The 23,917-nt window shown below is 71.6% G+C and carries 18 protein-coding genes and 1 tRNA gene; 10 read left to right on the top strand and 9 right to left on the bottom strand.

Annotated elements, in window-relative coordinates:
- Positions 1-445 precede the first annotated feature (445 nt).
- The 5 genes from ACIP5K_RS09230 to ACIP5K_RS09210 all read left to right on the top strand — a co-directional run bounded on the left by ACIP5K_RS09230 (position 446) and on the right by ACIP5K_RS09210 (position 6,108).
- Entirely contained in the window at positions 446-1,675 is a 1,230-nt protein-coding gene (locus ACIP5K_RS09230) for a branched-chain amino acid ABC transporter substrate-binding protein (protein WP_401407059.1), read from the top strand.
- Between the two features lie 119 nt (positions 1,676-1,794).
- Positions 1,795-2,724 carry a branched-chain amino acid ABC transporter permease gene (locus ACIP5K_RS09225; protein WP_401407057.1) on the top strand — a complete coding sequence of 310 codons (930 nt, stop codon included), beginning with the start codon at positions 1,795-1,797 and terminating at the stop codon, positions 2,722-2,724.
- Positions 2,725-2,729: 5 nt separating this feature from the next.
- The gene (locus ACIP5K_RS09220; RefSeq protein WP_401407055.1) at positions 2,730-4,532 is read left to right on the top strand and encodes a branched-chain amino acid ABC transporter permease; all 1,803 of its coding nucleotides are present in this window, start codon (positions 2,730-2,732) and stop codon (positions 4,530-4,532) included.
- Positions 4,529-5,395 (top strand): ABC transporter ATP-binding protein, encoded by an 867-nt coding sequence (locus tag ACIP5K_RS09215; RefSeq protein ID WP_401407053.1) that lies wholly within the window; start codon positions 4,529-4,531, stop codon positions 5,393-5,395. The genes ACIP5K_RS09220 and ACIP5K_RS09215 overlap by 4 nt, the downstream gene beginning before the upstream one ends.
- Positions 5,392-6,108 carry an ABC transporter ATP-binding protein gene (locus ACIP5K_RS09210; RefSeq protein WP_401407051.1) on the top strand — a complete coding sequence of 239 codons (717 nt, stop codon included), beginning with the start codon at positions 5,392-5,394 and terminating at the stop codon, positions 6,106-6,108. Before ACIP5K_RS09215 ends, ACIP5K_RS09210 begins: the two co-directional genes overlap by 4 nt.
- A 76-nt stretch (positions 6,109-6,184) precedes the next feature.
- Here the strand turns inward: ACIP5K_RS09210 and ACIP5K_RS09205 are convergent, their stop codons facing one another.
- Complete coding sequence (locus ACIP5K_RS09205; RefSeq protein WP_401407049.1) at positions 6,185-6,841, bottom strand: ANTAR domain-containing response regulator; 657 nt, start codon at positions 6,839-6,841, stop codon at positions 6,185-6,187.
- 108 nt (positions 6,842-6,949) lie between these two features.
- Here ACIP5K_RS09205 and ACIP5K_RS09200 point away from each other — a divergent pair.
- Positions 6,950-7,022, top strand: a tRNA-Leu gene (locus tag ACIP5K_RS09200).
- A gap of 106 nt (positions 7,023-7,128) precedes the next feature.
- Positions 7,129-7,893 carry a transcriptional regulator gene (locus ACIP5K_RS09195; protein ID WP_401407047.1) on the top strand — a complete coding sequence of 255 codons (765 nt, stop codon included), beginning with the start codon at positions 7,129-7,131 and terminating at the stop codon, positions 7,891-7,893.
- Between the two features lie 101 nt (positions 7,894-7,994).
- Here ACIP5K_RS09195 and pyk read toward each other — a convergent pair whose 3' ends face one another.
- A complete protein-coding gene (gene pyk / locus ACIP5K_RS09190; protein ID WP_401407045.1) occupies positions 7,995-9,431 on the bottom strand; it encodes a pyruvate kinase in 1,437 nt (478 codons plus the stop codon).
- A gap of 140 nt (positions 9,432-9,571) precedes the next feature.
- Positions 9,572-10,291, bottom strand: coding sequence for an SIMPL domain-containing protein (locus ACIP5K_RS09185; protein WP_401407043.1), 720 nt, complete (start codon positions 10,289-10,291; stop codon positions 9,572-9,574).
- A 185-nt stretch (positions 10,292-10,476) separates the two neighbouring features.
- Here ACIP5K_RS09185 and ACIP5K_RS09180 point away from each other — a divergent pair, with 185 nt between their 5' ends.
- Entirely contained in the window at positions 10,477-12,282 is a 1,806-nt protein-coding gene (locus ACIP5K_RS09180; protein WP_401407041.1) for a bifunctional metallophosphatase/5'-nucleotidase, read from the top strand.
- 27 nt (positions 12,283-12,309) lie between these two features.
- Here ACIP5K_RS09180 and ACIP5K_RS09175 read toward each other — a convergent pair whose 3' ends face one another.
- From ACIP5K_RS09175 to ACIP5K_RS09155, 5 genes are all read right to left on the bottom strand, one after another.
- On the bottom strand, positions 12,310-13,752 hold the full coding sequence (locus tag ACIP5K_RS09175) for a lysine N(6)-hydroxylase/L-ornithine N(5)-oxygenase family protein (protein WP_401407039.1): 1,443 nt from the start codon (positions 13,750-13,752) through the stop codon (positions 12,310-12,312).
- Positions 13,749-15,134 carry a pyridoxal phosphate-dependent decarboxylase family protein gene (locus tag ACIP5K_RS09170; RefSeq protein WP_401407037.1) on the bottom strand — a complete coding sequence of 462 codons (1,386 nt, stop codon included), beginning with the start codon at positions 15,132-15,134 and terminating at the stop codon, positions 13,749-13,751. The genes ACIP5K_RS09175 and ACIP5K_RS09170 overlap by 4 nt, the downstream gene beginning before the upstream one ends.
- 407 nt (positions 15,135-15,541) lie before the next feature.
- Positions 15,542-18,049: an aminopeptidase N gene (gene pepN / locus ACIP5K_RS09165; RefSeq protein ID WP_401407035.1), complete on the bottom strand. Its 2,508-nt coding sequence runs from the start codon at positions 18,047-18,049 to the stop codon at positions 15,542-15,544.
- A gap of 198 nt (positions 18,050-18,247) precedes the next feature.
- Positions 18,248-18,592 (bottom strand): chorismate mutase, encoded by a 345-nt coding sequence (locus ACIP5K_RS09160; protein ID WP_401407033.1) that lies wholly within the window; start codon positions 18,590-18,592, stop codon positions 18,248-18,250.
- Between the two features lie 6 nt (positions 18,593-18,598).
- Positions 18,599-19,486, bottom strand: coding sequence for a helix-turn-helix domain-containing protein (locus ACIP5K_RS09155; RefSeq protein ID WP_401407031.1), 888 nt, complete (start codon positions 19,484-19,486; stop codon positions 18,599-18,601).
- Positions 19,487-19,693: 207 nt separating this feature from the next.
- Between ACIP5K_RS09155 and ACIP5K_RS09150 the strand changes: the two genes are divergently transcribed.
- A complete protein-coding gene (locus ACIP5K_RS09150) occupies positions 19,694-21,544 on the top strand; it encodes a beta-galactosidase family protein (protein WP_401407029.1) in 1,851 nt (616 codons plus the stop codon).
- Positions 21,545-21,652: 108 nt separating this feature from the next.
- The gene (locus tag ACIP5K_RS09145; protein ID WP_401407027.1) at positions 21,653-22,558 is read left to right on the top strand and encodes a hypothetical protein; all 906 of its coding nucleotides are present in this window, start codon (positions 21,653-21,655) and stop codon (positions 22,556-22,558) included.
- 429 nt (positions 22,559-22,987) lie between these two features.
- Here the strand turns inward: ACIP5K_RS09145 and ACIP5K_RS09140 are convergent, their stop codons facing one another.
- Entirely contained in the window at positions 22,988-23,917 is a 930-nt protein-coding gene (locus ACIP5K_RS09140) for an SDR family oxidoreductase (RefSeq protein ID WP_401407025.1), read from the bottom strand.

The following is a 23,917-nucleotide window of genomic DNA, read 5'->3' as shown; positions in this document are numbered from 1 at the left end:
CCCGCCCCGCCCGCGTTCCGAACTCACACAGCGGTAACAATCCGTTACCTCTGCCGCAACGAAGCAATGCGAAGGCCACGCGCCGCGCCCACGCCCGGCGCGACCCTCCCCTGACGGACACAACCGCCCGAAACCACCGCCATCCACCCGACCAAGATCACCTCAAGTCCCCTGGAAGAACTGGGCGTTCTCAGCAAGCGATCTTTTCCGCCACCGGCACATCCGCCCCAATCGCCCACACCGCACCCCGCCGAAACCGCCCCGGCATAACAAGAGCGTCACAGCCTCTCCCGCATCCACGCTGCACTCCCCCACCTGCGCTTATAGTCACGGCCAGTCACCGCGCCGCCGGGCGCGTCACTTGCACGGCCCCTGTACCACCCCGTACGGCCCGGCGAGACACACGGCCCCCGACCAAAGGGCCGCGCCAGGGAGAGGATTGATCGTGCGACACCGTTCTCAGCTCATACTCACCGCAGTGCTCACGACCGGAGCACTCACGCTCAGCGCCTGCGGATCGCGCGACGAAGGCGGCGACAAGTCCGGCGACAAGAGCAACACCACCGTCGTCATCGGCGTGGACGCCCCCCTCAGCGGCGACCTCTCGGCCATCGGCATCGGCATCAAGAACTCCGTCGACCTGGCCGCCAAGACCGCCAACAAGAACAAGGAAGTCCCGGGCGTCACCTTCCAGATCAAGGCGCTCGACGACGTCGCGAACCCCTCCACCGGCGGCCAGAACGCCACCACGCTCGTCGGCAACAAGGACGTCCTCGGCGTCGTCGGCCCGCTGAACTCCAGCGTCGCCCAGTCGATGCAGAAGACCTTCAACTCCGCGAACCTGGTGGAGATCTCGCCCGCGAACACGGCCCCCGAGCTCACCCAGGGCGCCAACTACGCGACGAAGAAGACCCGCCAGTTCAAGACGTACTTCCGCACCGCCACCACCGACGCGCTCCAGGGCCCGTACGCCGCCCAGTACGCGTACAACACCCTGAAGCTCAAGACGGTCTACTCCGTCGACGACAAGAAGACCTACGGCGCCGGCCTCGCCCGCACCTTCCGCCAGGAATTCACCAAGCTGGGCGGCAAGGTCGTGGCCACCGACCACATCAACCCCGACGACCGCGACTTCGGCGCGATCTCCACCAAGATCAAGAACTCCAAGGCCGACTTCGTCTACTACGGCGGCGAGTACCCGGCCGGCGCCCCGCTCTCCAAGCAGATCAAGGACGCCGGAGCCAAGATCCCGGTGATCGGCGGCGACGCCCTCCAGAGCGCCGACTACGTCAAGCTCGCCGGCAAGAACGCCGAAGGCGACTTCGCCACCTCCGTCGGCGCCCCGCCGGAGCAGCTCGACACCGCCAAGAAGTTCATCGCCGACTACCAGGCCGGCGGCTACAGCGACCCGTACGAGACCTACGGCGCCCTCTCCTACGACGCCGCCTGGGCCATCATCCAGGCCGTCAAGAGCGTCGTGAACGACAACGACGGCAAGCTCCCCTCCGACGCCCGCGCCAAGATCACCGAGGCCACGCAGAAGGTCTCCTTCAACGGCGTCACCGGCCAGGTCGCCTTCGACGAGTACGGCGACACCACCAACCGCACCCTGACCGTCTACCAGGTCAAGGGCGGCAAGCACACCCCGGTCAAGACCGGCGAGCTGGAGAAGTAACCCACCGGGACCACCCGCGGTAACCCTCTCCGGGATCCCACCGCACCAGCCCACGGCGCGGGGGGCACCACAACAGCCCCCCGCGCCCTCGCACTTGAGACAACCTCGGAGGCCCAGCGGTGCACGATCTGCCGCAGCAGCTGGTCAACGGCCTGATCCTCGGAGCCCTGTACGGCCTCATAGCCGTCGGCTACACCATGGTCTACGGCATCATCCAGCTCATCAACTTCGCCCACGGCGAGATCTACATGATCGGCGGCTTCGGCGCCCTCACCATGTATCTCTGGCTCCCGGGCGGCACGTCCCTCGCCATCGCCATGCCCCTCATGCTCCTGATGGGCATCGCCTGCTCCGTCCTCGTGGCCGTCGGCGCCGAACGCTTCGCCTACCGCCCGCTGCGCAACGCCCCCCGGCTGGCCCCGCTCATCACCGCGATCGGCCTCTCCATCGCGCTCCAGCAGGCCGTCTGGGCCTTCTACCCCGACGCCAAGGCCGACCGGACCTTCCCCCAGTTCTCCGGCGGACCCATCGACCTCGGCGCCTTCACCATCCAGCGCGGCGACCTCTTCCTCATCATCGCCGCCCCCGTGTGCATGGGCTTCCTCGCCTACTTCGTCGCCCGCACCCGCACCGGCCGCGCCATGCAGGCCACCTCCCAGGACCCGGACACCGCCCAGCTCATGGGCATCAACACCGACCGGATCGTGGTCACCGCCTTCGCCATCGGCGGCGCCTTCGCCGCCGTCGCCGCCATGGCCTACGGCCTCAAGTACGGCCAGGTCGGCTTCAAGATGGGCTTCATCGCCGGCCTCAAGGCCTTCACCGCGGCCGTCCTCGGCGGCATCGGCAACATCTACGGCGCCATGATCGGCGGCCTCGCCCTCGGCCTCGCCGAAGCCCTCGCCACCGCCTACATCCAGGACATCCCCGGCATGGAACTCCTCGGCGGCGGAGCCTGGAAAGACGTCTGGGCCTTCGTCCTCCTCATCCTCGTGCTCCTGCTGCGCCCCCAGGGCCTGCTCGGTGAGCGCGTCGCGGACAGGGCGTGATCACGATGACCGACACCACGACCACCACCCCGGCCGGCGGACGGGCCCCGCACAGCGCCCTCCTCCCGCTGCCCGAGAAGGCCGCCCGCTACGGCACCCTCGGCGGCGCGGTCGTCACCGCCGTCGCCACCTTCCTGGCCTGGACCTGGACCGCCGAATTCCCCGGCGACCTCACCGTCACCGGCTACCCCGGCGGCCTCCAGGTCCTCACCCTCATCGGCGCCCTCATCACCCTGCTGCTGGGCCTCTCCGCCCTCGGCATCCGCGGCCTGCGCTGGCTCACCCCCGGCGGCACCACCGCCCCCACCCTGCTCTTCGCCCTCGGCACCCTCGGCACCACCGGCTACACCATGGGCGCCATCAGCTACCGGCTCGGCGGCGTCGTCAACCTCGAACCCGGAGCCTGGATCGCCGGCATCGCCGCGCTCCTCACCGCCCTCTGCGCCCTCGGCCTCCCCGCCGACGAGCCGGACCCCGCCGCCACCGGCGCCTGGGACCGCCTGCGCACCGCCCTCAAGGCACCCGCCGCCCGCCCCGCCACGATCAGCCTGCCCTCCTGGGCCGAGATCCTGGTCATCGCGGTCGCCTTCGGCATCGCCCTCTACGTCTTCACGTACGGCATCGACACCGAGTACGTCGAACTCTTCACCGGCTTCCTGATCCTGGTCCTCTTCGGCGGCGTCGCCCTGACCAAGACCGGACTGCCCGCGCGCCTCACCGCGCTCACCGCCAAGCACCGCACCATCGCGCTCACCGCGGCCTTCGTCGCCGCCGCCGCGTTCCCCTTCACCCAGACCAACGACACGTACACCAACGTCGCCGCGAACATCCTCGTCTTCGCGACCGTCGCCCTCGGACTCAACGTCGTCGTCGGCCTCGCCGGACTCCTCGACCTCGGCTACGTCGCCTTCCTCGGCGTCGGCGCCTACGCCGCGGCCCTCGTCTCCGGCTCCCCGGACTCCACCATCGGCGTCCACTTCCCCTTCTGGGCCGCCGTCCTCACCGGCGCCGGCGCCTCGCTCGTCTTCGGCATCGTCATCGGCGCCCCGACCCTGCGACTGCGCGGCGACTACCTCGCCATCGTCACCCTCGGCTTCGGTGAGATCTTCCGCATCACCATGAACAACCTGGACGGCGACTCCGGCCCCGACGTCACCAACGGACCCAACGGCATCCCGAACATCCCGGACCTCAAGATCTTCGGGTTCGACCTCGGCGAGACCCACACCGTCCTCGGCGTCGACCTCGGCCGCTTCGCCAACTACTACCTGCTGATGCTGGTCTTCACCATCATCGTCGTCACCGTCTTCCGCCGCGCCGGCACCTCCCGCATCGGCCGCGCCTGGGTCGCCATCCGCGAGGACGAGACCGCCGCGCAGGCCATGGGCATCAACACCTTCCGGCTCAAGCTCCTCGCCTTCGCCCTCGGCGCCTCCCTCGCCGGCATGGCAGGCACCGTGCAGGCCCACGTCCAGTACTCCGTCACCCCCGACCAGTACAAGTTCGTGGAGAACGCGCCGCCCAACTCCGCCTTCCTGCTCGCCGCCGTCATCCTCGGCGGCATGGGCACGGTCAGCGGACCCCTCGTCGGCGCCGCCCTGCTCTACCTGATCCCCGCCAAGCTCCAGTTCATCGGCGAGTACCAGCTCCTGCTCTTCGGCGTCGCCCTCATCCTCCTGATGCGGTTCCGCCCCGAAGGCCTCATCGCCGACCGCCGCAAGCAGCTCGAATTCCACGAGACCGACCAACTCGACGTGCCAGAACAGCGCTTGCCCGAGGAACCGGCCGTCACCAAGGCTGGGGCGTGACCACCATGACGACCACCACGACCACCACGACCGTCCTCGAAGCGACCGGCGTCACCATGCGCTTCGGCGGCCTCACCGCGGTCCGCGACGTCGACCTCACCGTCGGAGAAGGCGAGATCGTCGGCCTCATCGGCCCCAACGGCGCCGGCAAGACCACCTTCTTCAACTGCCTCACCGGCCTCTACGTCCCCACCGAGGGCAAGGTCTCCTACAAGGGCACCGTCCTGCCGCCCCAGCCCCACCTCGTCACCCAGGCAGGCGTCGCCCGCACCTTCCAGAACATCCGCCTCTTCGCCAACATGACCGTCCTGGAGAACGTCCTCGTCGGACGCCACACCCGGACCAAGGAGGGCCTCTGGTCCGCCCTCCTGCGCGGCCCCGGCTTCAAGAAGGCGGAGCGGGCCTCCGAGGAACGCGCCATGGAACTCCTGGAGTTCACCGGCCTCGCCAAGAAGCGCGACCACCTCGCCCGCAACCTCCCCTACGGAGAACAGCGCAAGCTGGAGATCGCGCGCGCCCTCGCCAGCGACCCCGGACTCCTCCTCCTCGACGAGCCCACCGCCGGCATGAACCCGCAGGAGACCCGCGCCACCGAGGAACTGGTCTTCGCCATCCGCGACCAGGGCATCGCCGTCCTCGTCATCGAGCACGACATGCGCTTCATCTTCAACCTCTGCGACCGCGTCTCCGTCCTCGTCCAGGGCGAGAAACTCGTCGAGGGCACCAGCGACGTCGTCCAGGGCGACGAACGCGTCATCGCCGCCTACCTCGGCACCCCCTTCGAAGGCGCCCCCGAGGACCCCGCCCTCGCAGAGGTCCAAGCAGCCGAAGCAGCAGACGCAGCCGAAGGGAACGACCAGTGACCGCGCTTCTGGAGGTCGAGGACCTCAAGGTCGCCTACGGCAAGATCCAAGCCGTCAAGGGCATCTCCTTCACCGTGGAGGAGGGCCAGGTCGTCACGCTCATCGGCACCAACGGCGCCGGCAAGACCACCACCCTGCGCACCCTCTCCGGACTGCTCAAGCCCGTCAGCGGAAAGATCACGTTCGCCGGCACCCCGCTCAACGCGGTCCCGGCCCACAAGATCGTCTCCATGGGGCTCGCGCACTCCCCCGAGGGCCGCCGGATCTTCCCCCGCCTCACCATCGCCGAGAACCTCCAGCTCGGCGCCTTCCTGCGCAAGGACACCGCGGGCGTCCAGAAGGACATCCAGCGCGCCTACGACCTGTTCCCGATCCTCGGCGAACGGCGCAAGCAGGCCGCGGGCACCCTCTCCGGCGGCGAACAGCAGATGCTCGCCATGGGCCGGGCCCTCATGTCCCAGCCCAAGCTGCTCATGCTCGACGAACCCTCCATGGGCCTCTCGCCGATCATGATGCAGAAGATCATGTCGACGATCGCCGAGCTGAAGGCCCAGGGCACGACCATCCTCCTGGTCGAACAGAACGCCCAGGCCGCGCTCTCCCTCGCCGACCAGGGGCACGTCATGGAGATCGGCTCCATCGTCCTGTCCGGCAGCGGCCAGGACCTCCTCCACGACGAGTCGGTCCGCAAGGCCTACCTCGGCGAGGACTGAGCGGCCCGTCCCCGCACGCACGTGAGGCCCGCGCCCCTCTCCGGGGTGCGGGCCTCACGTCGTGCTCGGCGCGGGGTCAGCCCTTGGCGGCCTTCTTCTCCGCGGCGTCCTCGATGACCGCCTCCGCGACCTGCTGCATCGACAGGCGCCGGTCCATCGACGTCTTCTGGATCCAGCGGAACGCCGCCGGCTCCGTCAGGCCGTACTCCGTCTGGAGGACCGACTTCGCGCGGTCCACCAGCTTGCGCGTCTCCAGGCGCTGGGTGAGGTCCGCGACCTCCTTCTCCAGCGTCTTCAGCTCCGTGAAGCGCGAGACGGCCATCTCGATCGCCGGGACGACGTCGCTCTTGCTGAACGGCTTCACCAGGTACGCCATGGCACCGGCGTCCCGGGCCCGCTCGACGAGGTCGCGCTGCGAGAACGCGGTGAGCATCAGCACCGGGGCGATCGACTCCTCGGCGATCTTCTCCGCCGCGCTGATGCCGTCCATCTTCGGCATCTTCACATCGAGGATCACCAGGTCGGGCCGGTGCTCACGGGCCAGCTCGATGGCCTGCTCACCGTCACCGGCCTCGCCCACGACGGTGTACCCCTCCTCCTCGAGCATCTCCTTCAGGTCGAGGCGGATCAGGGCCTCGTCCTCGGCGATGACGACGCGGGTCGTCAGCGGCGGGACGTGCGACTTGTCGTCGTCGGCGGCGTCAGCGGGCTGGGTCGACTCGGGGCCGGTCACGGGGGCGCTCCTTGGGTGAGCAGGGCGGGGGTACTGCTCCCAAGAGCGTACCTAGCTGCGGTATGGTGTTCACACGGCGGGTGGCCGCCAACCTTCATTTTGAAGGGGGCCCCGGTAGCCCAGCGGTAGAGGCCATGGATTCAAAACCCATACAGCGTCGGTTCGAATCCGACTCGGGGCACTTTTCCTTGGATTCCAAGGTCAAGGAAGAAAAGCGGACGATCGCGTTCTCGTGAACGTCCGCTTTTTGCTGCGTGTCGCCCGGCGCACTCTCCCACGCTGCTCGCATGTACGACATGAGCACGCGCGAGCGGGCGCTCGCACTGGTGGCCCAGGGCCGCAGCCTGAACTCCGTCAGCAAGGAGACCGGCATCTCGCGAGCCGCCCTCCGCTCCTGGGGACAGCGCCTCGAACCACTCGGCCGGAGCCGCTCGGCGCCGTGCCCGCGATGCGACGGAACCCCACGGCCCCCCGAGGACCCGGCCGCGTACTCCTACCTGCTCGGCCTCTACCTCGGCGACGGCTGCATCAGCCGCTTCCGCGGCGGCACGTACTTCCTGCGCATCGCCTGCGCCGACGCCTGGCCCGGCCTCATCGACCGGTGCGCCGACGCCGTCCGGGCCGCGCGCCCGGCCGACAAGGTCTTCCGCGTCCAGCGGCAGGGCTGCCAGGACGTCACCTGCTACAGCAACCACTGGCCCTGCCTCTTCCCCCAGCACGGCCCCGGCAAGAAGCACGACCGCGCGATCGTGCTCGCCCCCTGGCAGCGGGAGATCGTCGATGCGCACCCCTGGGACTTCCTCCGCGGGCTCATCCACTCCGACGGGTGCCGCATCACCAACTGGACGACGCGCACCATCGGCGGCAGGCCGAAGCGCTACGAGTATCCGCGCTACTTCTTCACCAATCTGTCCGGCGACATCACACGCCTCTTCACCAGCACCCTCGACGCGGTCGGTGTCGCCTGGAAGCGGGCCGGCAGCCGGAACATCTCCATCGCCCGCAAAGAAGCCGTCGCCCTCCTCGACCTCCACGTAGGCCCGAAACACTGACCCCACCGACCCCACCGACCCCACCGCCCCCTGACCCGGCACCGTGAAAGGGCCGCCCCTCACCAGTGGAAGGGCGGCCCTCGGTGGTGGGTGGGTGGGGGCTACTTGGGGCTGTCGTCCTCGCCGATGTGGTGGACGCGGACCAGGTTGGTCGAGCCGGCGACGCCGGGCGGGGAGCCGGCCGTGATCACCACGATGTCGCCCTTCTGGCAGCGGCCGATCTTCAGCAGCTGGTCGTCGACCTGGGCGACCATGGCGTCGGTGGAGTCGACGTGCGGGCCGAGGAAGGTCTCGACGCCCCAGGTCAGGTTGAGCTGGGAGCGCGTGGCGGCCACCGGCGTGAAGGCGAGGAGCGGGATGGGCGAGCGGTAGCGGGAGAGGCGCTTGACGGTGTCGCCGGACTGGGTGAAGGCGACGAGGAACTTGGCGCCGAGGAAGTCGCCCATCTCGGCGGCCGCGCGGGCGACGGCGCCGCCCTGGGTGCGGGGCTTGTTCCGCTCGTTGAGGGCCGGCAGGCCCTTGCCGAGGATGTCCTCCTCGGCGGCCTCCACGATCCGGCTCATGGTCTTGACGGTCTCGATGGCGTACTTGCCGACGCTGGTCTCGCCGGAGAGCATCACGGCGTCGGTGCCGTCGATGACGGCGTTGGCGACGTCGCTGGCCTCGGCGCGGGTGGGCCGGGAGTTCTCGATCATCGAGTCGAGCATCTGGGTGGCGACGATGACCGGCTTGGCGTTGCGCTTGGCCAGCTTGACGGCGCGCTTCTGGACGATCGGCACCTGCTCCAGGGGCATCTCGACGCCGAGGTCGCCGCGAGCGACCATGATGCCGTCGAACGCGGCGACGATGTCCTCGATGTTCTCGACGGCCTGCGGCTTCTCGACCTTGGCGATGACGGGGAGGTGGCGGCCCTCCTCGGCCATGATGCGGTGGACGTCCTCGATGTCGCGGCCGCTGCGGACGAAGGAGAGCGCGATGATGTCGGCGCCGGTGCGCAGGGCCCAGCGCAGGTCGGCCTCGTCCTTGTCGCTGAGGGCGGGGACGGAGACGGCGACGCCGGGGAGGTTGAGGCCCTTGTGGTCGGAGACCATGCCGCCTTCGACGACCTCGGTGTGCACGCGGGGGCCGTCGACGCGGGTGACTTCGAGGCTGACCTTGCCGTCGTCGACGAGGATGCGCTCGCCGGGTGTGACGTCCTCGGCGAGGCCGCTGTAGGTGGTGCCGCAGGTCTGGCGGTCGCCCTGGACGCCGTGCTCGACGGTGATGATGAACTCGTCCCCGCGTTCAAGGAGTACGGGGCCTTCGCTGAAGCGGCCGAGGCGGATCTTCGGGCCTTGAAGGTCGGCGAGGACGCCGACGCTGCGGCCGGTCTCGTCGGAGGCCTTTCGCACGCGCTGGTAGCGCTCCTCGTGTTCGGCGTAGGTGCCGTGGCTGAGGTTGAAGCGGGCTACGTCCATTCCGGCTTCTACGAGTGCCTTGATCTGCTCGTACGAGTCGGTGGCGGGGCCCAAGGTACAGACGATCTTTGCTCGGCGCATGGTTCGAGCCTAGGCCCTACCGGCGGGTAGGTAATTGGATGGGTATGACTACTCAACGTCCTTTGCGTGAAGGGCTATTGACAAGAGCCATCATGTTTTGAATTTGCGCGGCATGCTGCTCCGATGAGCATTTATTCCGCTCATTGCAGGTGGGGCGGGTGAAGGGTGAACCGGGCGTTGACGGTGGCGTGGACGTGCTGCCGTTCGGGTTCGAGGTCGAGGGCGGGGGCCGCGGTGTCGTCGACGGGACCGCGGACCATGGCGGCCCGGGACATGCCGTAGGACATGGGGCGGTGGGCGTCCTCGGCCCCGATGTCGGCGAGTTCGACGAGCGCGGCGAGGGTGGTGCCGAGGGCGTCGGCGTATTCGCGGGCGCGCTGGACGGCGTCGTGGACGGCCTGCCGGCGGGCGGTGGCGTGGACGGGCGAGGCGGGGCGCAGGGACCACCAGGGGCCGTCGACGCGGGTGAGTTCCTGGTCGGCGAGCCGGGTGACGAGTTCGCCGAGTGCGGTGAAGTCGGCGAGGAGAGCGGTGAGATGCACGCTGCCGTGGTAGGTGCGGATGCGTTCGCCGCGGCCGTGCTTGGTGAATTCGGGGGTGAGGGAGAAGGCGCCGGTCTCCAGTTCCTCGACGGCTTCTCCGTAGGTCTTCACGAGGTCGAGGGTGGTGGTGTTGCGGCGGGTGAGGTCGTCGAGGGCGGCGCGGCGGTCGGTGCCCCGGGCGGTGACGGTGATGCCGATGCGGGCGAGTTCGGGGTCGGCTTCGAGGTGGGCTTCGCCGCGGACGGCCAGGCGGGGGGCCTCGGGTGTTCCGTGCGGGACGCTCGGGTGGTGGCCGGGGTTCTGGTCGTCGTGGGTCATGGATCCCACTTTGGCACTGTTCGTGTTCGGCGGCAGGTCACCAGATAGAAACCTGCGGGGGCTGTTGCGCAGGGGGTCGCCTGCGCCAGAATCTACGCGCGTTGCCATGGTGCGCGCCCGGTCGAACGGCCTGTGCCCGGCGCCGCGCGAACGTCCGAACGTCCCTGTAGGTCAGGAGCTCTTCCATGCCGTTGAACCGCAGATCCTTCCTGGGCAAGTCCGCCGCGACCGGGGCCGGTGCGGCGCTGGCCGGTGCGGTGGCCGCGCCGTCGGCGCAGGCCCACTCCCACCGGCCGCCCACGCGGCGGAAGCGGTACGCGTTCACCGTCATGGGCACGACGGACCTGCACGGTCACGTCTTCAACTGGGACTACTACAAGGACGCCGAGTACCAGGACGCGGCGGGCAACGCGCAGGGCCTGTCGCGGATCTCGACGCTGGTGCGGCGGATCCGGGAGGAGAAGGGCCGGCACAACACGCTGCTGATCGACGCCGGTGACACCATCCAGGGCACGCCGCTGTCGTACTACTTCGCGCGGGTGGACCCGATCACGGCGGCGCACGGTCCGGTGCATCCGATGGCGCAGGCCATGAACGCGATCGGCTACGACGCGGCGGCGCTGGGCAACCACGAGTTCAACTACGGCATCGACACGCTGCGCGCGTTCGAGTCGCAGCTGCGCTTCCCGCTGCTGGGGGCGAACGCGGTGGACGCGAAGACGGAGAAGCCGGCGTTCCGGCCGTACGTCATCAAGAAGCTGCGCACGCCGCACGGCCGGGACGTGAAGGTGGCGATCCTGGGGCTGACGAATCCGGGCATCGCGATCTGGGACAAGGCGTACGTGCAGGGCGTGCTGAAGTTCCCGGGGCTTGAGGAGCAGGCGGCCAAGTGGGTGCCGAAGCTGCGGTCGATGGGTGCGGACGTCGTCATCGTCTCGGCGCACTCCGGCGCGTCGGGCACCTCGTCGTGGGGCGACCAGCTGCCGTACGTGGAGAACGCGGCGGCGAGTGTGGCCGCGAAGGTGCCGGGCATCGACGCGATCCTGGTCGGGCACGCGCATGTGGAGATCGCGCAGCAGTTGGTGACGAACGAGAAGACGGGGCGGACGGTCGTTCTCGCGGAGCCGCTGTGCTACGCGGAGCGGCTGGCGCAGTTCGACTTCGAGCTGGTGTGGGAGAAGGGGCGCTGGTCGGTCGATTCGGTGTCGTCGAAGCTGCTGAACTCGAACTCGGTGCCGGACGACCCGAAGATCACGAAGTTGCTGAAGGCCGACCACGATCTGGTCGTGAAGTACGTGAACCAGGTGGTGGGGCGGGCGACGACGACGCTGACGACGGAGGACGCCCGGTACAAGGACGCGCCGATCATCGATCTGATCAACCAGGTGCAGGCCGATGTGGTGACGGAGGCGCTGAAGTCGACGCAGTACGCGTCGCTGCCGGTGCTGTCGCAGGCGTCGCCGTTCTCGCGCACGTCGGAGATCCCGGCCGGCGACGTGACGATCCGTGATCTGTCGAGCCTGTACGTGTACGACAACACGCTGGTCGCGAAGTTGCTGACGGGCGCGCAGGTGCGGGCGTACCTGGAGTACTCGGCGCAGTACTTCGTGCGGACGGCGGCGGACGCGGCCGTGGACGTGGAGAAGCTGACGAACGCGGAGAACCGGCCGGACTACAACTACGACTACGTGTCGGGGCTGGCGTACGACATCGACATCACGCAGCCGGCCGGGTCGCGGATCAGGAATCTGACGTTCCGGGGTGCGGCGCTGGACGACGCGGCGCAGTTCGTGTTCGCGGTGAACAACTACCGGGCGAACGGGGGTGGCGCGTTCCCGCACGTGGCGTCGGCGCCGGAGCTGTGGTCGGAGTCGATCGAGATCCGGACGCGGATCGCGGAGTGGGTGACGGCGAAGGGCGTCCTCGACCCGGCCGATTTCGCGTCGGTGGACTGGAGGCTGACGCGGGACGGGACGCCGGTGTTCTCGTGACCGTTCTCGGGGCGGGGCCGTGGCCGGTCAGCCCTGGAGTTTGACCATGATGCCGTGTTCCCCCGCCGGGTTGGGTACGGGCCGGGGGGCGCGGTGTTCGTGGGCGAGGAGGCCGAAGCTGGTGAAGGCGGTGCGCTCCGGCTGCGGGTAGGGGTCCTTGCCGGTCAGGGAGTTGAGGATGGTGGCGCTGCGCCAGGCGGCGAGGCCGAGGTCGGGGGCGCCGACGCCGTGGGTGTGCCGTTCGGCGTTCTGGACGTAGACGTGGCAGCCGGTGGAGCTGATGGAGTCGTCGAGGACGAGCCGGAACCGCTGGTCGACGCGGGGGCGTTCGGCGGCGTCGCGGCGGATGTAGGGGTCGAGTCCGGCGAGCATCTGGCCGAGGGGGCGTTCCTGGTAGCCGGTGGCGAGGACGACGGCGTCGGTGGTGAGGCGGGAGCGGGTGCCCTGCTGGCGGTGTTCGAGGTGGAGTTCGACCCTGGTGGTGGCGACGCGTCCGGCGGTGCGGACGCTGACGCCGGGGGTGAGGGTGGCGTCGGGCCAGCCGCCGTGCAGGGTGCGCTGGTAGAGCTCTTCGTGGATGGCGGCGATGGTGTCCGCGTCGATGCCCTTGTGGAGTTGCCACTGGGCGGGGACGAGGCGGTCGCGTTCGCGTTCGGGCAGGGCGTGGAAGTAGCGGGAGTAGTCGGGGGTGAAGTGTTCGAGCCCCAGCTTGCTGTATTCCATGGGTGCGAAGGCTTCGGTGCGGGCGAGCCAGTGGATCTTCTCGCGGCCTGCGGGGCGGTTCCGCAGGAGGTCGAGGAAGATCTCGGCGCCGGACTGGCCGCTGCCGATGACGGTGACGTGGTCGGCGGCGAGGAGCGCGGCGCGGTGGGCGAGGTAGTCGGCGGAGTGCAGGACGGGGACGCCGGCGGCTTCGGCGAGCGGCCGGAGGGGTTCGGGCACGAAGGGTTCGGTGCCGACGCCGAGGGTGACGTTCCGTGTGTAGGTGCGGCCGAGGGCTTCGGCTTCGCCGTCGGCGTCGAGCTGGGTGTGGTCGACCTCGAAGAGGCCGCGCTCGGGGTTCCAGCGGACGGCGTCGACCTGGTGGGAGAAGTGCAGTCCCGGCAGGTTCTCGCTGACCCAGCGGCAGTACGCGTCGTATTCGGCGCGCTGGATGTGGAAGCGCTCGGCGAAGTAGAAGGGGAAGAGGCGCTCGCGGGTCTTGAGGTAGTTGAGGAAGGTCCACTGGCTGGCCGGGTCGGCGAGGGTCACCAGGTCGGCGAGGAAGGGGACCTGGAGGGTGGCGCCGTCGATGAGCAGGCCGGGGTGCCAGTGGAAGGCGGGGCGCTGTTCGAAGAAGGCGGTGTCGAGTTCGGTCAGGGGGTGGGCGAGGGCGGCGAGGGAGAGGTTGAAGGGGCCGATGCCGATGCCGACGAGGTCGCGGGGTGCTTCGGTGGGCGGGGCGGGGTGGGGGGTGGGCGCGGCGCTCATCGGGGGGTGTGTCCTTCCACCAGTTTCAGCAGTGCGGTGAGGTCGTCGGGTGTGGTGTGCGGGTTGAGCAGGGTGGCTTTGAGGTAGAGCTGTCCGTCCATGCGGGCGCGGCCGAGGACGGCGCGGCCTTCGGCGAGGAGGGTGCGGCGGGTGGTGGCGAGCTGGTCGTCGGTGGCGCCGGTGGGGCGGAAGAGGACGGTGGAGAGGGTGGGGGTGTCGTAGAGCTCCAGGTCCGGGTGGCTGTCGACGAGGTGGGCCAGGTGGTGGGCGAGCGCGATGACGTGGTCGACGAGGGCACCGATGCCGGTGCGGCCGAGGGCTTTGAGGGTGACGGCGGTCTTGAGGATGTCGGGGCGGCGGGTGGTGCGCAGGGAGCGGCCGAGGAGGTCGGGCAGGCCGGCTTCGGTGTCGTCGTCGGCGTTGAGGTAGTCGGCGGTGTGGGTGAGGGGGCGCAGGTCGTCGGTGTCCCGTACGGCGAGGAGTCCCGCGGCGACCGGCTGCCAGCCGAGTTTGTGCAGGTCGAGGGTGGTGGTGTGGGCGCGGTCGAGTCCGCTGAGGAGGGCGGCGTGGCGGGTGCTGAAGAGGAGTCCCGCGCCGTAGGCGGCGTCGATGTGGAGGCGGGCGCCGTGCCGGTCGCACAGGTCGGCGATGTCGGGGAGGGGGTCGATGAGTCCGGCGTCGGTGGTGCCCGCGGTGGCGGCGACGAGTTTGGGGCCCGGCAGGTCGGTGAGGGCTTCGTCGAGGGCGGCCGGGTCGAGGGTGCCGGTGGGGGCGGGCAGCACGAGGGGTTCGGGCAGGCCGAGGAGCCAGGTGGCGCGGGCGAGGCTGTGGTGGGCGTTCTGCCCGACGAGGAGCCGGACCGGTTCGGGGTGGGGGTTGGTCTCGCGGGCGAGGAGGACGGCGAGCTGGTTGGCCTCGGTGCCGCCGGTGGTGACGAGGGCGTCGGGCCGGGCGGCGGCGGGGTAGGTCTGGCGGGCGAGGGCCGTGGTGAGGGCGGCTTCGAGGGCGGAGGCGGCGGGGGCCTGGTCCCAGGAGTCCATGGAGGGGTTGAGGGCGCTGGCGGCGAGGTCGGCGGCGGTGGCGACGGCGAGCGGCGGGCAGTGCAGGTGGGCGGCGCAGAGCGGGTCGGCGGGGTCGGCGGCGCCAGCGGCGAGGGCGGTGATGAGGGTGCGCAGGGCTTCCTCGGCTCCGGTGCCGTCCTGGGGCAGCGGGTCGCCGGTGGCGGCGAGGAGCCGGGCGGTGACGTGCGCGGGTCCGCCGGCGGGGAGGGGGCCCGCGCGGTGCACGGCTCCTTCGTGGAGGGCGTCGAGCACGGTGCTGAGCAGGGGCCGCAGGGCGGCGGGTCCCTGTGCGCCGCCGGCGAGGGGCGGAATGCTGCTCATGCGGGTCCTTCGCTGCGTCGGGTGCGGGTGCGGGTACGGCTGTGGGTGCGGCTGTGGGTGCGGCTGTGGGTGCGGCTGTGGGTGCGGCTGTGGGTGCGGGTGCGCGCCGCGCGGGGCTGGTGGGTCGGTGGCGTCCGCGCGGACCGGTGCGTGCGCGCACGTGCGCGGGTGCGGGCACGCGCGTGGGGGCGTGTGGTGGCCGGCCGGGTGGCTGCGGTCGGTCTCAGCGTGGCCGTCCGTCCGGCGGCGCGCCCGATGTACCGGTGAAGGGAACCCGAAAGGGGGATGAGCCTGTGGGGGTGGGGAGTTGGTGTGGTATGGCCCGTTGTGGCGGGGTCCGGGAACGGCGGCACCCCCGGTCCGCTGGGGGCGGTCCGGGGGTGCGGGGGTGCGGTCGTCCGTGGTGGCTACGGGCGCGGGGTCTGCCGGGCCTTCAGGACGCGGGACAGGTCGTCGAGCTGGTCGGCGAGGTGGCGGCGCAGGGACGGGGCGGGGTTGTCGTGGGCCAGGCACTGTTCGCCGAGGCGGAGCGTGTCGGTGTCGATGGCGTGTTCGGGGAAGGCGTACCGGCCGACGGCGGCGGCGATGGCGGGGCCGCGCCGCTCGGCGAGCGGGGTGGCCTCGGTGAAGTAGCGGGGGACGTAGGAGCGCAGCAGGTCGGCCTGTTCGGGCTGCCAGAAGCCCTGGGCGGTGGCGGTGAACAGGTAGTTGGACAGGTCGCGGTCGGGGTCGGCGGGGAACAGGGCGTCCCAGGCGGCGGCCTTGGCCTGCGGGTCGGGCAGCGCGGCGTGGCAGCGGGCGGCGCCCTCCTGGCCGACGGCGCTGGGGTCGTGGGCGAGTTCGGCCTCGATGACGGCGTCGTCGACGGCGCCGAGGACGCTGAGCCGGCCGAGGATGCGCCAGCGCAGTTCGGGGTCGAGTTCGGGTCCGCCGGGGACGGCGCCGGAGTCGTACCAGTCGCGGATGACGTCGGCGTACTGGGCGGCGTCGATGAAGTGGCGTACGGCGGTCAGGCGCAGGCCGGGGTGCCTGCCGTCCTCGGTGCGGCGGAGCAGGTCCTCGCAGAGGGTGGTGAGGAGGGTGAGGGCCGCCGGCCGGTCCTCGGGGGCGGTGCATTTGTCGGCGACCTGGGTGTGGGCGAAGGCGAGGACGCCCTGGACGACGGCGAGGTCGGTCTCCTGCGGCAGGTGGGTCTGGGCGGCCGTCAGGTAGTCGGCGGGGGCGAGCTGTCCGTCGCGGACCATGTCGCGCAGGCTGTTCCAGACGACGGCCCGGGTGAGCGGGTCGGGGATGCCGGACAGGTGGTGCAGGGCGGCTTCCCCGGAGGCGGGGTCGAGGCGGACCTTGGCGTAGGTGAGGTCCTGGTCGTTGGGGACGATCAGGGCGGGGCGGGCACCGTGGAGGGTGCGGGGTGCGCCGGGCACGTCGACGTCGACGCGTTCGCGCAGGACGAGGGCGCGGGCGTCGGCGGGGTCGTGGTCGTAGAGTCCGACGGCGATGCGGTGCGGGCGGCTGCCCTGCCGGTCGACGGCGAGGGTCCAGCCGTCGCCGTCCGCGGCGTCGTCCTCGACGCGGCCGGTGAGGGTGTCGACGCCGGTGGTGCGCAGCCAGGTGTCGGCCCAGGCGTGGACGTCGCGGTCGGTGCCGGAGGCCAGGGACTCGATGAAGTCGGCGAGGGTGGCGTTGCCGAACCTGTGGCGGGCGAAGTGGGTGTTGATGCCGGCGAGGAAGTCCTTCTCGCCGAGCCAGGCGACGAGCTGGCGCAGTGCGGAGGCGCCCTTGGCGTAGGAGATGCCGTCGAAGTTGAGGAGTGCGGAGGCGGTGTCGGGGACGGCCTCGGGGGCGACGGGGTGGGTGGAGGGCCGCTGGTCGGCGTCGTAGCCCCAGGCCTTGCGGGCGATGCCGAAGTCGACCCAGGTGTCCCGGAAGCGGGTGGCTTCGGTGAGGGTCTGGTAGCCCATGTACTCGGCGAACGACTCGTTCAGCCAGATGTCGTCCCACCACTTCAGGGTGACGAGGTCGCCGAACCACATGTGGGCCATCTCGTGGGCGATCACCATGGCGCGGGTCTGCCGCTCGGTGTCGGTGACGGCGGAGCGGTAGACGAATTCGTCGCGGAAGGTGACCAGGCCGGGGTTCTCCATGGCGCCGGCGTTGAACTCGGGGACGAACGCCTGGTCGTAGGAGTCGAAGGGGTAGGGCTCGTCGAACTTCTCGTGGTAGCGGTCGAAGCACGCGCGCGTGGCGTCGAGGATCTCGTCGGCGTCGGCGTCGAGGTGGGGTGCGAGGGAGCGGCGGCAGTGCAGGCCGAAGGGGAGGCCGCGGTGTTCGGTGCGCAGGGAGTGCCAGGGGCCGGCGGCGACGGCGACGAGGTAGGTCGACAGGAGCGGGGTGGTGGTGGCGCGCCACTTTCCGCCGCCGAGGTGTTCGGTGACGCCGTTGGCGAGGACCGTCCAGGCTTCGGGGGCGGTGACGGTGAGGTCGAAGACGGCCTTGAGGTCGGGCTGGTCGAAGGCGGCGAAGACGCGCTGCACGTCGTCCATGAACAGCTGCGTGTAGACGTACGTCTCGCCGTCGGTGGGGTCGGTGAAGCGGTGCATGCCCTCGCCGGTGTGCGAGTAGTGCATGGCGGCGTCGAGCACGAGTTCGTGCTCGCCCGCGGCGAGGCCGGTCAGGGGCAGCCGGTTGTCGTCGAGGGCGGTGGGGTCGAGCGGCTGTCCGTCGAGGGTGACGGTGCGCAGGTCGGCCGGCCTGAGCTCGACGAAGGTGTCTCCCGCGGTGCGTGCGGTGAAGCGGATCGCGGTGTGGGAGTCGAAGGTGTCGGGGCCGCGGTCCAGGTCGAGGTCCACGGTGTAGTGGTGGACGTCGATGAGCCGGGCTCGGGTCTGCGCTTCGTCGCGCGTCAGTACGGGCATGAGCCCATGCTGCCGTACGTCTCCGGCGGGGAACAACGGTGATCCGTGCGCCCCGGCGGCGGCGCGGGCACCCCCGTGAGCGGCCACGACGGCGCCGCGCCCGGCGGCCGTGCGGAGGGTCCGGGGCGGGGGCCCGCCAGCCGGGTGGAGGGGCCGGGGCGCAGGCCCCGGGCCGTGCCGCGCCGCCGCCGTGGGGGCTCAGGCCTGCGGGTCGGGGCTCGTCTTGGCGGCGATCTGCTCGTGGTGCCGGATGACCTCGCTGATGATGAAGTTCAGGAACTTCTCGGCGAAGGCCGGGTCGAGCTTGGCGTTCTCGGCGAGCTGGCGCAGCCGCTCGATCTGGCGGGCCTCGCGGGCCGGGTCCGCCGGGGGCAGCGCGTGCTCGGCCTTGAGGTGGCCGACCTGCTGGGTGGCCTTGAAGCGCTCGGCGAGCATGTGCACGACGGCGGCGTCGATGTTGTCGATGCTGTCGCGCAGTCGGCCGAGCTCGGCGCGCACGGCGGGGTCGACGTCCGACTGGGGGGCGGGCTTGCTGGTGGTCATGACGGATCAGCCTACGTGGAGCATCGGCGGGTCGTCGGGGTCGGGGATGCTGTCCGACCAGCCGCCGGGCACGGCGCGGCCCTGCTGCTCGCGGAAGCGGACGGGTGCGGTGCCGACGCGGCGGGTGAACAGGCGCGAGAAGTAGGCGGGGTCGTCGTAGCCGACGCGGCGGGCGACGGCGGCGACGGGCAGTTCGGTGGCGGCGAGGAGTTCCTTGGCGCGGCCGAGGCGGATACCGAGGAGGTAGTCCTTGGGGCTGCGGCCGGCGCCCCGGCGGACGGCGGTGCGCAGCTCGGCGGGGGTCATGCCGTGCCGGGCGGCGTGCTCGGCGACGGACAGCGGCTGGAAGGCGTCGCGGGCGAGCGCCTGGAGGACGGGGTCGCCGTCGGGGGCCAGGTCGGCGCGGGCGCGGCGCAGCGCGACGAGGAGTTCGTGGACGGCGGCGCCGGTCTCGACCTCCAGGAGGGGGTTGCCGCGGCGGGCGGCGCGGGCGATGCGGCCGACGGCGGCGCGGGCCGGGGCGGCGTCGGAGAGCGGGACGACGGGCCGGTCGGGTTCGATGCAGCCGAGTTCGGTGTACGTGGCCGTGGCGGGCCCGGTGAAGTCGACGAAGCACTCGTCCCAGCCGGTGCCGGGGTCGGCGCCGTAGTGGTGGGGGCGGCCCGGGGTCAGCCAGATCAGTGCGGGGGCGGTCACGGTGGCGCGGCGGCCGTCGGTGTCCTGGAACCAGCCGCTGCCCGCGGTGACGACGACGGCGACGTGGTGGTCGAGGGTGCGCGGGCCCACCGGGGGCAGCCGGCCGTGCTGGAGCCCCACGCCGAGGCAGACCAGGCCGAGCCGGTGGTGGAGGGGGCTGGGCGTGAAGTAGCGCATCCAGGTGTGGTAGGCGGACATGTGCCCCTCCTGCGGTGTGCGGTGTCGCGTGCCCTGCGGTGCTCGGCCGGCCCCCGGCGTCCTGCGCTGTCCGCCCGGCCTCCCGTCTCCCCCGGGTCTTCGGCGGTCCAACAACAGCTGATCTTTGTCCATGGACCCGGTCGGGCGCCAGGGGTCACTGTGGCGGCTGGTGGGCGGGACGCCCGGGCAGGCAGAGGGGAACGCGTGATGGCCGAGTTCAGGGTGGGCGAGGACGACTTCGAGGTGGACGGCCGGCCGGTACGGCTGCTGTCGGGCGCGCTGCACTACTTCCGGGTGCACGAGGAGCAGTGGGCGCACCGGTTGCGGATGCTGCGGGCGATGGGCCTGAACTGCGTGGAGACGTACGTGCCGTGGAACCTGCACGAGCCGCGGCCCGGCCGGGTCGAGGACGCGGCGGCGGTGGGGCGGTTCCTGGACGCGGCGCGGGAGGCGGGCCTGTGGGTGATCGTGCGGCCGGGCCCGTACATCTGCGCCGAGTGGGAGAATGGCGGGCTGCCGCACTGGCTGACCGGTCCGCTGGGGTCGCGGATCCGGACCCGGGACGCCGAGTTCCTGGCGGCTGTGGAGCGCTGGTTCCGGGTGCTGCTGCCGTACGTCGTGGAGCGGCAGTTCGACCGGGGCGGGCCGGTGATCATGGTGCAGGTGGAGAACGAGTACGGCAGTTACGGCTCCGACGCCTCCTACCTGCGCTCCCTCGCCGACCTGCTGGTCGAGCTGGGGGTGAGCGTGCCGCTGTTCACCTCGGACGGGCCCGACGCGCACATGCAGTCGGGCGGTTCGGTGCCCGGCGTCCTGGCGACGGCGAACTTCGGCTCGCGCGCGCGGGAGAGCTTCGCGATGCTGCGCGCGCACCGGCCCGCGGGACCCTTGATGTGCGCGGAGTTCTGGTGCGGCTGGTTCGACCACTGGGGGGCGCCCCGTACGACGCGGGACGCGGCGGACGCGGCGCGCACGTTGGAGGAGATCCTCGCCTGCGGGGCGTCGGTGAACCTGTACATGGCGCACGGCGGGACGAGCTTCGGCGGCTGGGCGGGGGCGAACCGGGGCGGTGACGCCCTGCACTCGGGCGCGCTGGAGCCGGATGTCACGTCGTACGACTACGACGCGCCGATCGACGAGTTCGGCCGGCCCACCGAGAAGTTCTGGCTGTTCCGGGAGATCCTCGGCCGGTACGCGGACGGGCCGCTGCCCGAGGTGCCGGAGCGGCCGGCCGTCCTGGCGGCGCCCGTCACGGCCGAGCTGACCGCGTTCACCCCGCTCGACGGGGTGCTGGACGCGCTGGGCGGGCCGGAGACGGAGCACACCGTGCCGCCGTCGTTCGAGGCCCTGGACGTGGACCGCGGGCTGGTGCGGTACGCGGTGACGGTGCCGGGGCCGCGCGGCGCGTACGAGCTGCGGGCGCGGGGGCTGCGGGATCTCGCGGTCGTGTACGTGGACGGGGAGCGGGCCGGGGTGCTCACCGAGGAGGAGCCGCTGCTGGCCGAGCCGGTGTCTGGGCACGCGCGCGTGGAACTGTGGGTGGAGTCGCTGGGCCGGGTCAACTACGGGCCGCGCCTGGGCGAGCCGAAGGGTCTCACGGGCGGCCTGCTGCACGAACGGCAGTTCCTGCACGGGGTGCGGGCGCGGGGTCTGCGCCTCGACGCGTTCACCTCGGACGCGGTCGCCGGGCTGCCCGCCTCGGACCGCAGCGGGGCCGCGGCCGGGGTCGGGACCGGGGTCGGGGTCGGGACCGGGGCCGGGACCGGGGTCGGGACCGGGGTCGGGGCCGAAGCCGGGGAGCCGGCTGCCGGACGGGGGTTGTACCGGGGTGTGGTCGAGGTGTCGGGTGCCGGGGACGCCACGCTCGATCTGCCGGGCTGGACGCGCGGGTTCGTGTGGGTGAACGGCTTCTGCCTCGGCCGGTACTGGTCGGTCGGACCGCAGGACGCGCTGTACGTCCCCGGGCCCGTGCTGCGCGAGGGCGCGAACGACGTGTGGGTACTGGAACTGGACCGACTGGATAGGGCGGCGACCGGGCCCCGGATCCGCTTCAGGTAGCCGGGGCGCGTGCTGTTCGGGAGCGCCGGGGGCGCCGTAGGCTGGGAACGCCGGGTCCGGGCGCGGGCCCCGGGGGGACACGGCCCGGCGGCGCCAGGGGGTGCGCAGGTGGCGAACGACGGGCCGGTGATGCACGGCTACCCGCACCTGGAGACCGTACGGTCGGCGATCACCGCGCTGTACAAGCGCCTCTCCTACGACACCGTGCACACCTTCGCGACGAGCGTCGCCCCGGTCGACGTGGCCTTCTGCGACCAGGACGACCTGCACATGGGCGCGCAGCGGGTGGCGCGGGAACTGGTGCGGCACTACCACCTCCCGGACGCCCGCATGATCGTGAGCTTCCGCGAGATGGAGCACGCGGCGAGCGTCGAACTGGCCGCGGGGCCGGAGTACTTCATCGAGCTGAACGACCGGTTCCGCACCCACCGCCGGGACATCGGGGCGGCGCTGTCCCACGAGATCATGCACGTGTACCTGCACCGTCTGGACCTGTCGTTCCCGGGGACGCGGGACAACGAGATCCTCACCGACGTCGCCGCGACCTATCTGGGCGCGGGCTGGCTGCTCCTGGACGCCTACCGGGAGGACGCGGCGTCGTCGCAGAAGCTCGGCTACCTGACGCCGGAAGAGTTCGGGTACGTGCTGGCGAAGCGGTCGCTGGCATTCGGGGAGGCCCCGGAGACGTGGTTCACCAGCCCCCAGGCGTACACCGCGTACACCAAGGGCCTGGCGCAGGCCCGCCACGACGAGCAGCAGCCACCGCTGACGGCGGCCGGCCGGGCGGGGCGGCGCCGGTACGCGAAGGACCGCCGCTACGCCCAGGACCACGGCGTGCGGGGCCCCGCGTCCTCGGTCCCGTACGTCTTCTCGACGGCCGGGGCGCAGGGCGGCGACGGCCTGCGCGTGGCGTTCCCGTGCCCGACGTGCCACCAGCGCGTCCGGGTGCCGGTGCGCGGCCGGGTCCGGGCCCGCTGCGGCCTGTGCCACACCGTCCTGGAGTGCGACACCTGACCCTGCCACCGGCGGCCCCGAGCCGCGGCCTCCGCGGACCGCGACCTGTGACCCTGCCAGCGGTAGCACCGAGCCGTGTCCTCCGCGGACGGGCACTCCACGGTGGTCCTGCCCGCACCGGCCCCGTCCTCGATCAGCACCCGCCTCGGCCTCCCGCCCCGCGCGTCCCGTGGCCGCCTCCCCCACACGGCGCCCGTATCCCTCCGCCCCACCACCACCGACCCCTGCCGTCCGCCGTCCCAGCGAACGCCCCACCAGAGGCGCGAGGACCTGCGCGGCCATCCACAACAAACCCAGACCCCAACCCGTCACGACAAGCCCCCCTTCGAGGTGCGCGGAGCCACACACCCCGTGCACCGCACCCATCCGCACCCGCACCCGCACCCGCACCCGCACCCGCACCCGCCGACCCTCGGCGGGCTCCCTCCCTCAGGCCCCGTACACCTCCTCCGGCGCGGCGGCCCGCGCCAAGAGTTCCCGGGCCGTCTCGCCCGCCCCCGCCGGGGTCCACCGCTCCCCCTTGTCGGCCGTCGGTCCGGGACGCCAGCCCTCCATGACCGTGATGCGACCGGCCTCCACCTCGAAGACCCGGCCCGTCACCCCGTCGCTGGGCGTCCCGGACCCGAGCCACACCACCAGGGGTGACACGTTCTCCGGGGCCATCGCGTCGAACGTGCCCTCCTCGGGTGCCGCCATCGTCTCGGCGAACGTGGCTTCGGTCATCCGGGTCCGCGCGGCCGGCGCGATCGCGTTGACCTGGACGCCGTACCGTCCCAACTCCGCCGCCGCGACCAGGGTCAGGGCCAGGATCCCCGCCTTGGCCGCGCTGTAGTTCCCCTGCCCGACCGAGCCCGACAGGCCCGCTCCGGACGAGGTGTTGACGACTCTGGCCGTCGGTGTCCGGCCCGCCTTCGCCTCCGCTCTCCAGTAGGCGGCGGCGTGCTTGAGCGGCAGGAAGTGCCCTTTGAGGTGGACCCGCATCACGGCGTCCCAGTCGTCCTCCGCCAGGTTCACCAGCATCCGGTCGCGCAGGAACCCGGCGTTGTTCACCAGGGTGTCCAGGCGCCCGAATCCGTCGACGGCCGTCGCGACCAGTGAGGCGGCGCCCTCCGCCGTCGCTATGTCGCCACCGTGCGCCAACGCCCGGCCGCCCGACGCCCTGATCTCCTCGACCACTCGGGCGGCCGGGCTGTCGGCCGCGGGTGCGCCGTCGAGCCCCACCCCCAGGTCGTTGACCACGACCGCCGCTCCCGCCGCCGCGCAGGCGAGGGCATGGGCCCGGCCGAGCCCGCGCCCGGCACCGGTCACCGCGACCACCCGCCCCGCGCACAGCCCCGCGCTGTCGTCCGTGTCCGTCAT

It is taken from the genome of Streptomyces sp. NPDC088785, assembly GCF_044750685.1.
Taxonomy (GTDB): Bacteria; Actinomycetota; Actinomycetes; order Streptomycetales; family Streptomycetaceae; genus Streptomyces.
This window is presented reverse-complemented; position numbering and strand designations above follow the sequence as displayed.